This is a genomic window from Pseudomonas sp. QTF5 (assembly GCF_000512695.2).
Taxonomy (GTDB): domain Bacteria; phylum Pseudomonadota; class Gammaproteobacteria; order Pseudomonadales; family Pseudomonadaceae; genus Aquipseudomonas.
Genome location: NZ_AZRW02000036.1, coordinates 1 through 13,958, shown reverse-complemented (window position 1 = coordinate 13,958; position 13,958 = coordinate 1). Strand labels below are relative to the sequence as shown.

Genomic DNA, 13,958 nt, shown 5'->3' with positions numbered 1-13,958 from the left:
TTCCCGGGTTTATGTAGTCCCTGGAGTAGTCCGTTTCTGAAAAGCAGCGATTGAAACAATTTGAGAACATCTGCGCCGATCCCACCCGTAGGACAGGATCGGCGTTTTCGCGGGGGACAGCGTCAGTCGATAAACAGATCCGGCATCAGCGTCTCGGTTGAATCAGGAGCGAACCGATAGTGCTCAAATTCCGTTACCCCGTGTTCTCTCAAGACCTCTTCATCTATCAGTAAGCGCCCGGTAATGTTGCGATCACTGCTGCTCAGAATCGCGTAAGCAGCATCCGCCATAATCGCCGGCGAACGCGCATGCTTGAACGACTCGCGTGACCCCAGCTGAAACTCGATGGCGGCAGTGGCGATCATGGTCTGCGGCCACAGGGAATTGACGCTGATGTTGTAGGAGGCGAATTCCTCGCTCATACCCAGGGTGAGCATGCTCATCCCGTACTTGGTCACTGTGTAAGGGCTGTACTGGGCGAACCACTTGGTGGCCAGGTTCAGCGGCGGGGACAGGTTGAGGATGTGTCCGCCGGACTTCTTCAGATAGGGCAGGGCTGCCTGGCTGCACAGCAGCACGGCACGGGTGTTGATCTGATGCATCAGGTCGAAGCGCTTGAGTTCGATGTGTTGCACGCCGGTCAGCTTGATCGCCCCGGCATTGTTGATCAGTGCATCAATGCCGCCGAAATGCTCAGAGGCGTCGTCCATGGCCTGACGCACGGCAATTTCATCACGCACATCCACCTGCAAGGCCAGCGCCTTGCCGCCCGCAGCTTCGACTTCCGCCGCCACGCTGAAAATCGTGCCAGGCAGTTTGGGGTGAGGGGCAGCGCTTTTGGCGGCAATCACGATGTTGGCCCCATCCTTTGCTGCCCGTAGCGCAATCTCACGCCCAATGCCACGGCTGGCGCCGGTGATGAACAGGGTTTTGCCTTGTAATGACATGCGTACGCTCCTGATTGTTATTATCTGAGCGGATCGAAACGGCTCGTCAGTCAATGTAGACCAACTCCCCGAAACTGATTGTTCCCACGCAGAGCGTGGGAACAATCAGCTTGGTGGGGGCGTCAGGCTGCCATGACTTCGCGAATATCCGCCGCCAATTCCCGCACGCGTTCTTCTTCGGTGTCCCACGAGCACATGAACCGTGCGCCGCCGTTGCCGATGAAGGTGTAGAAGCGCCAGCCCTTGGCCGTCAGAGCAGCAATCGCCGGTTCCGAGAGTTGCAGGAACACGCCGTTGGCTTGCACCGGGAACATCAATTCCACGCCAGGAATATCGCTGACCAGTTCAGCCAGCAATTGCGCGCAGCTGTTGGCGTGGCGGGCGTATTTGAGCCAGGCGTCGTTTTCCAGAATCCCGACCCAGGGAGCCGAGAGGAAGCGCATTTTCGAGGCCAGTTGCCCGGCCTGCTTGCAGCGGTAGTCGAAGTCTTCAGCCAGTTTGTGGTTGAAGAACAGAATCGCTTCGCCCACCGCCATGCCGTTTTTCGTGCCGCCGAAGCACAACACGTCAACGCCGGCCTTCCAGGTCAGGTCCGCTGGCGAGCAGCCAAGAAATGCGCAAGCGTTGGAGAAGCGTGCGCCGTCCATGTGCAGGTTCAGGCCCAGTTCTTTACAGGTGACGCTGATGGCGCGGATTTCTTCCGGGGTGTACACGCTGCCGACTTCGGTGGCCTGGGTCAGGGTCACGACGCGAGGTTTGGGGTAGTGGATGTCCTGGCGCTTGAGGGCGATTTCGCGGATCGATTCCGGGGTCAGCTTGCCGTTTTCAGTACGGGCGATGAGCAGCTTGGAACCGTTGGAGAAGAATTCCGGTGCGCCGCATTCGTCGGTTTCGACGTGGGCGGTTTCCGAGCAGATCACGCTGTGGTAACTCTGGCACAGTGACGATAGGGCCAATGAGTTGGCCGCGGTGCCGTTGAAGGCGAAAAACACTTCGCAGTCGGTTTCGAACAGTTTGCGGAATTGATCCGAGGCGCGTGCGGTCCACTCATCGTCGCCGTAAGCGCGCTGGTGGCCGTGGTTGGCCTGTTCCATGGCAGCCCAGGCTTCAGGGCAGATACCGGAATAGTTGTCGCTGGCGAATTGTTGGCTCTTGTCGGTCATGGCCTGCTTCCGTGATCGAGGCGCTTGTGGCGCTTCGTTGGTCAATGATGGTGCGCACTTTACCGAAGATCGTCCGGGGAGCACACGGGGTGAGTCTGTCAGAAAAATACAAACGCCTTGGGCAATTATGCACATGACTCAGAGGGACGGTTCACTGGATCTGCTCAAGTGGCTGGCGCTGCTCTGCATGGTGCTCGATCACCTGCGATATGTCGGTTACTTCATCGATTTTCTGTATGTACCGGGTAGATTGGCATTCCCGTGGTTCTGTTTGGCGATGGCGGCGAACCTGTCGCGAGCCCGTGCAGTAACGACCGACGGCCAGTGGCGCTACCTCGGTTGGTTGTTGCTGTTTAGCGCTCTGAGCGAAATTCCTTATCGGATGTACATTCCTGATCCCAACACCTTAAACGTGCTGCCCACGTTGGTTTTGGGGCTGTTGGTCGCCCTTGGCTGGCAGAGCCAGATGCTTCAATCGCGACTATTGGCGGCCGGTGCCTTGTTACTGGCAGCACTGTTCCCTGAGCGATTGATGTTCGGTTTCTTCGGCGTCCTGTTGCCGTTGGCGATGTTGCTGGTGATCAGGCGTCCCTGGTATTTCAGCCTGCTGCCGGGGCTGGTCTGCCTGGCGGCCAATCAGTGGCAAGTGCTGTATGCCTCCGCCCGGTTCGGCAACAGTGTCGCCACTTTCGGCATAGCTACTTGTCTGATCGCGCCATTGCTGGGGCTGGCCTTGTTGCGACATGCCTGGCGTCTCAAGCCGCCGCCGATGCGCCGTTGGGCGTATGCGTTGTATCCGCTGCATTTTCTGTTGTTGCTCGCAGTGCGACAGACAATCGCCTAACCCCTGTGGGAGCGGGCTTGCTCGCGAATGCGTCAGGTCAGTCAGCATCAGTGGTGGATGACACACCGCATTCGCGAGCAAGTCGAATCGTCGCACCGCCGCTCCCACAGGGGATCCTGGCTACTTCAAGGACAGTGTTCCGTCAGGCTTTTCGGCCCATGTCGTAAACGCACCTTTGCGTGGCGTCCATAGGCATTTGACCTGTCTGCGCCGGTCATACCATCGCATCCAAAGGGCACTGCCGTAACGCGAGTGCCTTACCGAGACGAATGGCGCATAGATGCCGCTGGGAGAGACGCGATGTTCAGCAAGCAAGACCAGATCCAGGGTTACGACGATGCACTGCTGGCGGCGATGAATGCCGAGGAGCAACGTCAGGAAGATCACATCGAGCTGATCGCGTCGGAAAACTACACCAGCAAGCGCGTGATGGAAGCGCAAGGCAGCGGCCTGACCAACAAATATGCCGAAGGTTATCCGGGCAAGCGTTACTACGGTGGCTGCGAGCACGTCGACAAGGTCGAAGCCCTGGCCATCGAGCGCGCCAAGCAACTGTTCGGCGCCGATTACGCCAACGTCCAGCCGCACTCCGGTTCCTCGGCCAACAGCGCCGTGTACCTGGCCCTGCTGCAAGCCGGCGACACCATCCTCGGCATGAGCCTGGCCCATGGTGGCCACTTGACCCACGGCGCCAAAGTGTCGTCCTCGGGCAAGCTGTACAACGCCGTGCAGTACGGCATCGACACCAAGACCGGGCTGATCGATTACGACGAAGTCGAGCGCCTGGCCGTCGAATGCAAGCCAAAAATGATCGTTGCCGGCTTCTCGGCCTACTCCAAGACCCTCGACTTCCCGCGCTTCCGCCAGATCGCCGACAAGGTCGGTGCGCTGCTGTTCGTCGACATGGCCCACGTTGCCGGTCTGGTCGCTGCCGGCCTGTACCCGAACCCGCTGCCTTACGCCGACGTGGTCACCACCACCACCCACAAGACCCTGCGCGGTCCTCGTGGCGGCCTGATCCTGTGCAAGTCCAACGAAGAAATCGAGAAGAAGCTCAACGCAGCAGTGTTCCCGGGTGCCCAGGGCGGCCCGCTGATGCACGTGATCGCCGGTAAGGCGGTGTGCTTCAAGGAAGCGTTGGAGCCTGGCTTCAAGGTTTACCAGCAACAAGTGATCGAAAACGCCCAGGCCATGGCCGGCGTATTTATCAAACGCGGCTACGATGTAGTGTCCGGCGGCACCGATAACCACCTGTTCCTGGTCAGCCTGATCCGTCAGGGCCTCACCGGTAAAGAGGCGGACGCAGCACTCGGTCGCGCCCACATCACCGTGAACAAGAACGCTGTCCCGAATGATCCACAGTCGCCGTTCGTGACTTCCGGCCTGCGTATTGGCACCCCGGCGGTGACCACTCGCGGCTTCAAGGTTACCCAGTGCGTCACGCTGGCCGGCTGGATCTGCGACATCCTCGACAACCTCGGCGACGCCGATGTCGAGGCCAATGTCGCGCAGCAAGTGGCGGCCCTGTGCGCGGACTTCCCGGTTTATCGCTGAGCGCGGTTTTGGAGTAAATGACTATGCAACGCTATTCGGGCTTCGGCCTCTTCAAACACTCCCTCAGCCATCACGAAAACTGGCAGAAGATGTGGCGCACGCCGACTCCTAAAAAGGTCTATGACGTGGTCATCGTCGGCGGTGGCGGGCATGGTCTGGCGACCGCTTACTACCTGGCCAAGGAACACGGCATCACTAACGTGGCCGTGGTCGAGAAAGGCTGGCTGGGCGGCGGTAACACCGCGCGCAACACCACCATCGTTCGCTCCAACTACCTGTGGGACGAGTCGGCGCACCTGTACGAACACGCGATGAAGCTGTGGGAAGGCCTGTCTCAGGACCTGAACTACAACGTGATGTTCTCCCAGCGTGGCGTTTACAACTTGTGCCACACGCTTCAAGACATTCGTGATTCCGAGCGTCGGGTCAGCGCCAATCGCCTCAACGGCGTGGACGGCGAACTGCTCGATGCCAAACAGGTTGCCGACGAGATTCCGTACCTCGACTGCTCGAAAAACACTCGCTACCCGGTGATGGGCGCAACCGTCCAGCGTCGCGGCGGCGTGGCCCGTCACGATGCCGTGGCGTGGGGCTTTGCCCGTGCCGCCGATGCCTTGGGCGTGGACCTGATTCAACAGACCGAAGTGATCGGTTTCCGCAAGGAAAACGGCGTGTGCATCGGTGTTGAAACCAACAAGGGTTTCATCGGCGCCAAGCGCGTCGGTGTGGTCACCGCCGGTAACTCCGGGCACATGGCCAAACTCGCCGGTTTCCGCCTGCCGATCGAATCGCACCCGCTGCAAGCGCTGGTGTCCGAGCCGATCAAGCCGATTATCGACAGCGTGATCATGTCCAACGCCGTACACGGTTACATCAGCCAGTCCGACAAGGGCGACCTGGTGATCGGCGCCGGTATCGACGGCTACAACGGCTACGGCCAGCGTGGTTCGTACCCGGTGATCGAGCACACCATTCAGGCCATCGTCGAGATGTTCCCGGTGCTGTCGCGCGTACGCATGAACCGTCAGTGGGGCGGCATCGTCGACACCACGCCGGATGCGTGCCCGATCATTTCGAAAACGCCGGTACCGAACATGTTCTTCAACTGCGGTTGGGGCACCGGCGGCTTCAAGGCAACACCTGGCTCGGGCAACGTATTTGCCGCAAGCCTGGCCAAGGGTGAAATGCACCCATTGGCCGCACCTTTCTCCATCGACCGTTTCCACAACGGTGCGTTGATCGACGAACACGGCGCTGCTGCGGTTGCCCACTAACAGGAGAAATCCCCATGTTGCATATCTTCTGTCCTCACTGCGGCGAGTTGCGCTCCGAAGAGGAATTCCACGCATCCGGCCAGGCGCACATCCCGCGTCCACTGGATCCGAACAGCTGCACCGACGAGGAGTGGGGCGACTACATGTTCTTCCGCGACAACCCTCGCGGTCTGCACCACGAACTGTGGGATCACGTCGCCGGTTGCCGTCAGTATTTCAACGTCACCCGTGACACCGTGACCTACGAGATTCTCGAAACCTACAAGATCGGCACCAAGCCGCAGTTCACCGACAAGACCGATAGCCCGAAAGCGGCCGCCACGGCTCTGGGAGAGAAGGTATGAGCCAGATCAATCGCCTGTCCAACGGTGGACGGATCGACCGCAACAAAGTGTTGAGCTTCACCTTCAACGGCCAGGTCTACAAAGGCTTTGAAGGTGACTCGCTGGCCGCAGCCTTGCTGGCCAACGGTGTCGACATCATCGGCCGCAGCTTCAAGTACTCGCGCCCGCGCGGCATCTTCGCCGCCGGTGCCGAAGAGCCGAACGCTGTGCTGCAGATCGGTGCGACCGAAGCCACGCAGATCCCGAACGTGCGCGCCACGCAACAAGCGCTGTATCAAGGCCTAGTCGCCACCAGCACCAACGGTTGGCCGAGCGTGAACAACGACATGATGGGGATTCTCGGCAAGGTCGGCGGCAAGCTGATGCCGCCGGGCTTCTACTACAAAACTTTCATGTACCCGCAATCGTTCTGGATGACTTACGAGAAGTACATTCGTAAGGCCGCTGGCCTTGGCCGTTCGCCGACCGAGAACGATCCGGACACTTACGACTACATGAACCAGCATTGCGACGTGCTGATCGTCGGCGCTGGCCCTGCGGGTCTGGCGGCTGCACTGGCGGCTGCCCGTAGCGGTGCGCGTGTGATCCTGGCCGATGAGCAGGAAGAGTTCGGCGGCAGCTTGCTCGACTCCCGCGAAAGCCTTGACGGCAAGCCAGCCGTGGAATGGGTCGCCAGCGTTATCGCTGAGCTGAAAAACACCCCGGACGTGCTGCTGTTGCCGCGCGCCACGGTCAACGGTTACCACGACCATAACTTCCTGACCATTCACGAGCGCCTCACCGATCACCTCGGCGACCGCGCACCGATTGGCCAGGTGCGTCAGCGCGTCCACCGGGTTCGCGCCAAGCGTGTGGTGCTGGCCACAGGCGCTTGCGAACGTCCACTGGTTTACGGCAACAACGACGTGCCGGGCAACATGCTCGCCGGCGCTGTGTCGACTTACGTGCGTCGTTACGGCGTGGCACCCGGTAAGAAACTGGTGCTGTCGACCAACAACGATCACGCTTACCGCGTAGCGCTGGATTGGCTCGATGCCAGTCTGCAAGTGGTGGCGATCGCCGATGCCCGCAGCAACCCTCGCGGTGCGTTGGTGGAAGAGGCCCGCGCCAAAGGCATTCGCATCCTGACCGGCAGCGCCGTGATCGAAGCCCGTGGCAGCAAGCACGTCACCGCCGTTCGCGTTGCAGCCATTGACGTAAAAGCGCACACCGTGACCAGCCCGGGCGAGTGGCTCGATTGCGACCTGGTCGCCAGTTCCGGCGGTTACAGCCCGGTGGTTCACTTGGCGTCGCACTTGGGCGGCAAGCCGATCTGGCGTGAAGACATCCTCGGTTTCGTACCGGGCGAAGCACCGCAGAAACGCGTGTGCGTTGGTGGCATCAACGGCGTCTATGGTCTCGGCGATTCGCTGGCCGACGGTTTTGAAGGGGGCGCTCGCGCCGCCAGCGAAGCTGGTTTCAGCGGGGTTGAAGCGACCTTGCCGAAAGCCCTGAGCCGTCTGGAAGAGCCGACGCTGGCGCTGTTCCAGGTGCCTCACGAAAAAGCCACCGCACGGGCGCCGAAGCAATTCGTCGACCTGCAAAACGACGTCACCGCTGCCGCCATCGAACTGGCGACCCGCGAAGGCTTCGAGTCGGTCGAGCACGTCAAACGCTACACCGCACTGGGCTTCGGCACCGATCAGGGCAAGCTTGGTAACGTCAACGGTCTGGCCATTGCCGCCCGTTCGCTGAACGTGACCATCCCGCAGATGGGTACCACCATGTTCCGCCCGAACTACACGCCGGTGACCTTCGGCGCTATAGCCGGTCGTCACTGTGGGCACATCTTCGAGCCGGTTCGTTTCACCGCGTTGCATCACTGGCACGTGAAGAACGGCGCCGAGTTCGAAGACGTCGGTCAGTGGAAACGTCCATGGTACTTCCCGAAAAACGGTGAAGACCTGCACGCCGCTGTGAAGCGTGAATGCAAAGCTGTGCGCGACAGCGTCGGCCTGCTGGACGCTTCGACCCTGGGCAAGATCGACATCCAGGGCCCGGACACGCGCGAGTTCCTGAACCGCATCTACACCAACGCCTGGACCAAGCTCGACGTGGGCAAGGCCCGCTACGGTCTGATGTGTAAAGAAGACGGCATGGTGTTCGACGACGGCGTGACCGCATGCCTGGCTGACAACCATTTCGTGATGACCACCACCACCGGCGGCGCTGCACGCGTGCTGCAATGGCTGGAAATCTACCATCAGACCGAATGGCCAGACCTGAAGGTGTACTTCACTTCCGTGACGGATCACTGGGCAACCATGACCCTGTCTGGGCCGAACAGTCGCAAGCTGCTCAGCGAAGTCACCGACATCGACCTGAGCAACGAAGCCTTCCCGTTCATGACCTGGAAAGAAGCTCTGGTCGGCGGCGTACCGGCGCGGGTGTTCCGGATTTCGTTTACCGGTGAGCTGTCGTACGAAGTCAACGTGCAGGCCGACTACGCCATGGGCGTGCTCGAGAAAATCGTCGAGGCCGGCAAGCAGTACAACCTGACGCCATATGGCACTGAAACCATGCACGTACTGCGGGCCGAGAAGGGCTTCATCATCGTTGGCCAGGACACTGACAGCTCGATGACCCCGGACGACCTGAACATGGGCTGGTGTGTCGGTCGCACCAAACCGTTCTCGTGGATCGGCTGGCGTGGCATGAACCGCGAAGACTGCGTGCGTGATCAGCGCAAACAGCTGGTCGGTCTGAAGCCGATCGATCCGACCAAATGGCTGCCGGAAGGTGCGCAACTGGTGTTCAACACCAAGCAAACCATCCCGATGACCATGGTCGGTCACGTGACTTCCAGCTACCTGCACAACTCCCTCGGCTATTCGTTTGCCATGGGTGTGGTCAAGGGCGGCCTGAAGCGCATGGGTGAGCGGGTGTTCGCACCGCTGGCCGACGGCAGCGTGATCGAGGCGGAAATCGTTTCTTCGGTGTTCTTCGATCCGAAAGGCGATCGCCAGAACGTGTAATGGCCTCGGGTCCTGTGGGCGGGCAGTTGCACCGAGTCGTCTGATTCGCGAGCAAGCCCGCTCCCACAGGGGAACGCGGTCGAATGTGGGAGCGGGCTTGCTCGCGAAGGCGACAGAGCAGCCACCACAAGGGCCGGAACCAACAGAATTCAAGACAGGTGCTTTATGACCGCAGCCAATGTTTACCAACAACGCCCAACCACCGGGGCCAAGGCCGAGTCGTCGCTGCATCACGCCGACCTCGCCAGCCTGGTGGGCAAGGGTCGCAAGAACGCCGGCGTGATCGTGCGTGAGAAAAAACTCCTCGGTCACCTGACGATCCGTGGCGATGGCCACGACCCGGCATTCGCCGCCGGCGTGCACAAGGCCCTCGGCCTGGAACTGCCAGCCGCGCTGACCGTGGTGATCAAAGGTGAAACCAGCCTGCAATGGATGGGGCCGGATGAATGGCTGCTGATCGTGCCGACTGGCGAAGAATTCGCCGCCGAGAAAAAACTGCGCGAAGCACTGGGCGACCTGCACATCCAGATCGTCAATGTCAGCGGCGGCCAGCAGATCCTCGAACTCAGCGGCCCGAACGTGCGTCAGGTGCTGATGAAATCCACCAGCTATGACGTGCACCCCAACAACTTTCCGGTGGGCAAGGCTGTCGGTACGGTGTTCGCCAAATCGCAACTGGTGATCCGCCATACCGCCGAAGACACCTGGGAACTGCTGATCCGCCGCAGCTTCTCGGATTACTGGTGGTTGTGGTTGCAGGATGCGTCGGCTGAGTACGGGTTAAGCGTCCAGGCGTAATTGTGGCGAGGGAGCTTGCTCCCGTTCGGCTGCGAAGCAGTCGTGAAACCTGAATCCGCGTTCCTTCTGAGGGAACGCGGTTGCTGATTTTGGGGTTGCTTCGCAACCCAGCGGGAGCAAGCTCCCTCGCCACAGGTCTTCGCAGTCGCGTAGGTATTTTCGAACAGGAGTCACCGCACTATGAGCCGCGCCCCAGACACATGGATTCTGACCGCCGATTGCCCTAGCGTCCTCGGCACCGTGGATGCGGTGACCCGCTTTCTGTTCGAGCAGGGCTGCTACGTCACCGAGCACCATTCCTTCGATGACCGGCTCTCGGGCCGTTTCTTCATTCGCGTGGAATTCCGTCAGCCCGATGGCTTCGACGAGCAAGCTTTCCGCGCAGGGTTGGCGGAACGTGGTGACGCCTTCGGAATGGTCTTCGAGCTGACCCCGCCGCACCACCGGCCAAAAGTGGTGATCATGGTTTCCAAGGCTGATCACTGCCTCAACGACTTGCTCTACCGCCAGCGCATCGGCCAGTTGTCGATGGACGTGGTCGCCGTGGTCTCCAACCACCCGGACCTCAAGCCATTGGCCGACTGGCATCAGATTCCGTACTACCATTTCCCGCTGGACCCGAACGACAAGCCGGCGCAGGAGCGCCAGGTCTGGCAGGTGATCGAAGAGTCCGGCGCCGAACTGGTGATTCTTGCCCGTTACATGCAAGTCCTGTCGCCAGAGCTGTGCCGCAAACTCGATGGCAAGGCGATCAATATCCACCACTCCCTGCTGCCGGGTTTCAAAGGCGCCAAGCCGTATCACCAGGCCTACAACAAGGGCGTGAAACTGGTCGGCGCCACAGCGCACTACATCAACAACGACCTGGACGAAGGCCCGATCATCGCCCAGGGCGTGGAGGCTGTGGATCACAGTCATTACCCCGAAGATTTGATCGCCAAAGGGCGGGATATCGAAGGGCTGACGTTGGCGCGGGCCGTTGGTTATCACATTGAACGACGCGTGTTTTTGAACGCGAACAGAACGGTCGTTCTTTAGATTTTTGGGGCCGCTTCGCGACCCATTCGCGAGCAAGTCGAATCGTCGCACCGCCGCTCCCACAGGAATTTGTGTCGGGACACAGATCTCAGACACACCCTAAATCCAATGTGGGAGCGGGCTTGCTCGCGAAGAGGTCCTCTCAAACAACACAAGACACACAGGCAATAACCCGAGCAATCAACGCGCCGCCGATCCATGGCGACGCGACCGCTACATAAAAACAACAGCGAGGTGAAAGCATGTCTGGTAATCGTGGTGTCGTGTATCTCGGCAATGGCAAAGTCGAAGTACAGAAAATCGACTATCCCAAAATGCAGGACCCGCGCGGCAGGAAGATCGAGCACGGCGTCATCCTGCGCGTAGTGTCCACCAACATCTGTGGTTCCGATCAGCACATGGTGCGTGGTCGTACCACCGCCCAGACCGGTCTGGTGCTGGGTCACGAGATCACCGGTGAAGTGATCGAGAAGGGCAGCGGTGTCGAGAACCTGCAGATCGGTGATCTGGTCTCTGTCCCATTCAACGTAGCTTGCGGGCGCTGCCGTTCCTGCAAAGAAATGCACACCGGTGTCTGCCTGAGCGTCAACCCGGCGCGCCCGGGCGGTGCCTATGGTTATGTCGACATGGGTGACTGGACCGGTGGCCAGGCTGAATACGCGATGGTGCCGTACGCCGACTTCAACCTGCTGAAACTCCCGGATCGCGATCGCGCGATGGAAAAAATCCGCGACCTGACCTGCCTCTCCGACATTCTGCCGACCGGTTACCACGGCGCCGTGACTGCCGGCGTTGGCCCGGGCAGCACCGTATACATCGCCGGTGCCGGTCCGGTCGGTCTGGCCGCTGCCGCTTCTGCTCGCCTGCTGGGCGCTGCGGTGGTGATCATCGGCGACGTCAACCCGATCCGCCTGGCTCACGCCAAGGCTCAGGGTTTCGAAATCGCCGACCTGTCGACAGACACCCCGCTGCACGAGCAAATCGCTGCGCTGTTGGGCGAGCCGGAAGTGGATTGCGCCGTCGACGCCGTAGGTTTCGAAGCCCGCGGCCACGGCCATGCTGGCGTGAAACACGAAGCCCCGGCGACCGTGCTCAACTCCCTGATGGGCGTGGTTCGTGTGGCCGGCAAAATCGGCATCCCCGGCCTGTATGTGACCGAGGACCCGGGTGCCGTGGACGCAGCTGCGAAAATGGGCAGCCTGAGCATCCGCTTCGGCCTGGGCTGGGCCAAATCCCACAGCTTCCACACGGGCCAGACGCCAGTGATGAAGTACAACCGTCAACTGATGCAGGCGATCATGTGGGACCGCATCAAGATTGCTGACATCGTCGGGGTTGAGGTGATCAGCCTGGATGACGCGCCACGTGGTTATGGCGAGTTCGATGCGGGTGTGCCGAAGAAGTTTGTGATTGATCCGCATAAGTTGTTTAGTGCGGCGTAAGCTGGTCACAGTGCAAGAGGGGCGACAAAGTCGTCCCTCTGTTTTTTATATTGATCTACCCATTCAACTTTCGGCTTGTTCTGGTACCCCAGCACCGTAACGGCCGGCTGCTAGTGATGACGTAAACCGCCAACAATCATGTATGTCCTCCGACTTGCTGCATTGCTACTCTGCGTTCCTCTATTGTAAATATAGCGCGCTCACTTTGGCTTAGACGGATTTGAAATGTGTCTGGACCAGCGCTTCTGATTTTTTTAAGGTTTGTATCTCCTGCTAGCATGGCAGCATCAAAAGGGGATTGGCCTGAGTTTTTAATAGAATTCTGAAAGATATCAAATTTGCCTTGTGCGGCATCAGATAGGCCGCGTCTCGCAAAGTGCGCACCAGATTTTGAGAAAGTCCAAGGGAGCGATTGAGCCGGCGTAAGGCTTTGATTGGTTCGTTGCGCAGCCCCTATCCTGCCTGAGTCATGTGTACGGTTGATTTGTCGCGGTGTGGTCACGCTTGAGCGTGCCTGCGTCGGGGGAAGGCTTGGTTGGCTGGCGACAGAACTGAACGGCATATTTTGATTTACGGTTACTCTTGGGCCGGAAATCGCAGGTGTCCTACTAAGTATGCTGTGCGTGCTACTCGATGCTGGCAGGTTCGTCGAAGCTGCACCTGTGGAAAGTCTCAGGGACTTGAATCTCGATACTGCCTGCATGACTCTAGCTATCGCACCGAAAGAAATGTGACCTGTTGGGTCGCGTCGATTAATCGGATCCCCCTCGCAGTAGGCATACGCATTCAACCCCCCCACCCCAAACGGACTCCAACTGTCCGGACTGTTAAACCGCATTAACACCGGATTAAACGCCCGATACCCATTCCCTAACAAATAATGTCCGGTCACCGGGTCCGGCCGTTCGCCGTTGAAGCCGAGCAGACTGAGCAAGCCGCTCTCCGGAGGGCGGTGGCCATATGGCGTGTAGGCGAGGGCATGAGGTTGAGTCGCGTCGAGCAGGTTCAACACCGAACGCTGCTGCTCAGTGGCAAGCAGACGGGCTTCCACGGTGCCGGTCTGGCGCTGTTGCTGCGCCAGCAATTGATCTTCGTACTGCATGATCGAACGCTGCACCACACCCTGAATTTCAGTGGCCAGTCGTTCTTTCTGGTAGAAGCGCTGGGAATTTCCTTGCGTTGCGGGCGTGCTCGCGGCCAGTCGATCCAATGGATCGTAGTGGTAGCGGCAAAGCAGGGTTTCGCGGTTGGGCTGCATGGGCGGGCTCCCTGAAAGGGTGGACGTTTCAGGGTTTAACTGTGGCGCAATTGACCTGGGTTGGGTACTGGCAGAACTGCTAGGGGCGGGTGCCGCTGAGCCGAAACCATCAGCCTTGACGATCGGCACGGGTATATCAAGTTTTGATGTGAGTGCTATAAATAAGTTTTCTTCTGTGGTCCCGTTTCTGGGACCACGATCACCTCGACTTTCACCGGATCGGCGTTTTTCAAGGTAGTTGTCGCGTCAACCGTCCAGCTATGCCGCTCTTTTCTCGTCCTG

At 59.7% G+C, this 13,958-nt stretch carries 12 protein-coding genes; 9 read left to right on the top strand and 3 right to left on the bottom strand.

Annotation, left to right across the window (positions count from 1 at the left end):
- Positions 1-122: 122 nt before the first annotated feature.
- Both IC37_RS22595 and IC37_RS22590 read right to left on the bottom strand, forming a co-directional pair.
- The gene (locus IC37_RS22595) at positions 123-947 is read right to left on the bottom strand and encodes an NAD(P)-dependent oxidoreductase (RefSeq protein WP_030128542.1); all 825 of its coding nucleotides are present in this window, start codon (positions 945-947) and stop codon (positions 123-125) included.
- A gap of 122 nt (positions 948-1,069) precedes the next feature.
- Positions 1,070-2,110: a low specificity L-threonine aldolase gene (locus IC37_RS22590; protein ID WP_030128541.1), complete on the bottom strand. Its 1,041-nt coding sequence runs from the start codon at positions 2,108-2,110 to the stop codon at positions 1,070-1,072.
- Between the two features lie 127 nt (positions 2,111-2,237).
- Here IC37_RS22590 and IC37_RS22585 point away from each other — a divergent pair, with 127 nt between their 5' ends.
- The 8 genes from IC37_RS22585 to fdhA all read left to right on the top strand — a co-directional run bounded on the left by IC37_RS22585 (position 2,238) and on the right by fdhA (position 12,418).
- The gene (locus IC37_RS22585; RefSeq protein WP_030128540.1) at positions 2,238-2,954 is read left to right on the top strand and encodes a TraX family protein; all 717 of its coding nucleotides are present in this window, start codon (positions 2,238-2,240) and stop codon (positions 2,952-2,954) included.
- Between the two features lie 300 nt (positions 2,955-3,254).
- Entirely contained in the window at positions 3,255-4,508 is a 1,254-nt protein-coding gene (glyA, locus tag IC37_RS22575) for a serine hydroxymethyltransferase (RefSeq protein WP_030128539.1), read from the top strand.
- A 23-nt stretch (positions 4,509-4,531) separates the two neighbouring features.
- Positions 4,532-5,782: a sarcosine oxidase subunit beta gene (locus IC37_RS22570; protein WP_007947735.1), complete on the top strand. Its 1,251-nt coding sequence runs from the start codon at positions 4,532-4,534 to the stop codon at positions 5,780-5,782.
- A 14-nt stretch (positions 5,783-5,796) separates the two neighbouring features.
- Positions 5,797-6,126 carry a sarcosine oxidase subunit delta gene (locus IC37_RS22565; RefSeq protein ID WP_007907563.1) on the top strand — a complete coding sequence of 110 codons (330 nt, stop codon included), beginning with the start codon at positions 5,797-5,799 and terminating at the stop codon, positions 6,124-6,126.
- Entirely contained in the window at positions 6,123-9,140 is a 3,018-nt protein-coding gene (locus IC37_RS22560; protein WP_030128538.1) for a sarcosine oxidase subunit alpha, read from the top strand. The genes IC37_RS22565 and IC37_RS22560 overlap by 4 nt, the downstream gene beginning before the upstream one ends.
- 165 nt (positions 9,141-9,305) lie before the next feature.
- Entirely contained in the window at positions 9,306-9,938 is a 633-nt protein-coding gene (locus IC37_RS22555; RefSeq protein ID WP_030128537.1) for a sarcosine oxidase subunit gamma, read from the top strand.
- Positions 9,939-10,118: 180 nt separating this feature from the next.
- Positions 10,119-10,976: a formyltetrahydrofolate deformylase gene (gene purU / locus IC37_RS22545; RefSeq protein WP_030128536.1), complete on the top strand. Its 858-nt coding sequence runs from the start codon at positions 10,119-10,121 to the stop codon at positions 10,974-10,976.
- Positions 10,977-11,218: 242 nt separating this feature from the next.
- Complete coding sequence (gene fdhA / locus IC37_RS22540) at positions 11,219-12,418, top strand: formaldehyde dehydrogenase, glutathione-independent (RefSeq protein ID WP_030128535.1); 1,200 nt, start codon at positions 11,219-11,221, stop codon at positions 12,416-12,418.
- 136 nt (positions 12,419-12,554) lie between these two features.
- Here fdhA and IC37_RS31040 read toward each other — a convergent pair whose 3' ends face one another.
- Positions 12,555-13,430 (bottom strand): RHS repeat-associated core domain-containing protein, encoded by an 876-nt coding sequence (locus IC37_RS31040; protein ID WP_371916346.1) that lies wholly within the window; start codon positions 13,428-13,430, stop codon positions 12,555-12,557.
- On the opposite strand from IC37_RS31040, the gene IC37_RS31035 reads away from it, so the two are divergent.
- Entirely contained in the window at positions 13,398-13,691 is a 294-nt protein-coding gene (locus IC37_RS31035) for a hypothetical protein (protein WP_030128534.1), read from the top strand. The genes IC37_RS31040 and IC37_RS31035 overlap by 33 nt on opposite strands.
- Positions 13,692-13,958: the final 267 nt, after the last annotated feature.

Bases quoted from the DNA above. Each gene is read 5' to 3' on its own strand.
- IC37_RS22595 (WP_030128542.1), bottom strand. From the start codon at position 947: ATGTCATTACAAGGCAAAACCCTGTTCATCACCGGCGCCAGCCGTGGC.
- glyA (WP_030128539.1), top strand. From the start codon at position 3,255: ATGTTCAGCAAGCAAGACCAGATCCAGGGTTACGACGATGCACTGCTG.
- IC37_RS22555 (WP_030128537.1), top strand. From the start codon at position 9,306: ATGACCGCAGCCAATGTTTACCAACAACGCCCAACCACCGGGGCCAAG.
- purU (WP_030128536.1), top strand. From the start codon at position 10,119: ATGAGCCGCGCCCCAGACACATGGATTCTGACCGCCGATTGCCCTAGC.
- IC37_RS31035 (WP_030128534.1), top strand. From the start codon at position 13,398: ATGAGGTTGAGTCGCGTCGAGCAGGTTCAACACCGAACGCTGCTGCTC.
- IC37_RS22590 (WP_030128541.1), bottom strand. From the start codon at position 2,110: ATGACCGACAAGAGCCAACAATTCGCCAGCGACAACTATTCCGGTATC.
- IC37_RS22560 (WP_030128538.1), top strand. From the start codon at position 6,123: ATGAGCCAGATCAATCGCCTGTCCAACGGTGGACGGATCGACCGCAAC.
- IC37_RS22565 (WP_007907563.1), top strand. From the start codon at position 5,797: ATGTTGCATATCTTCTGTCCTCACTGCGGCGAGTTGCGCTCCGAAGAG.
- IC37_RS22585 (WP_030128540.1), top strand. From the start codon at position 2,238: ATGCACATGACTCAGAGGGACGGTTCACTGGATCTGCTCAAGTGGCTG.
- fdhA (WP_030128535.1), top strand. From the start codon at position 11,219: ATGTCTGGTAATCGTGGTGTCGTGTATCTCGGCAATGGCAAAGTCGAA.
- IC37_RS22570 (WP_007947735.1), top strand. From the start codon at position 4,532: ATGCAACGCTATTCGGGCTTCGGCCTCTTCAAACACTCCCTCAGCCAT.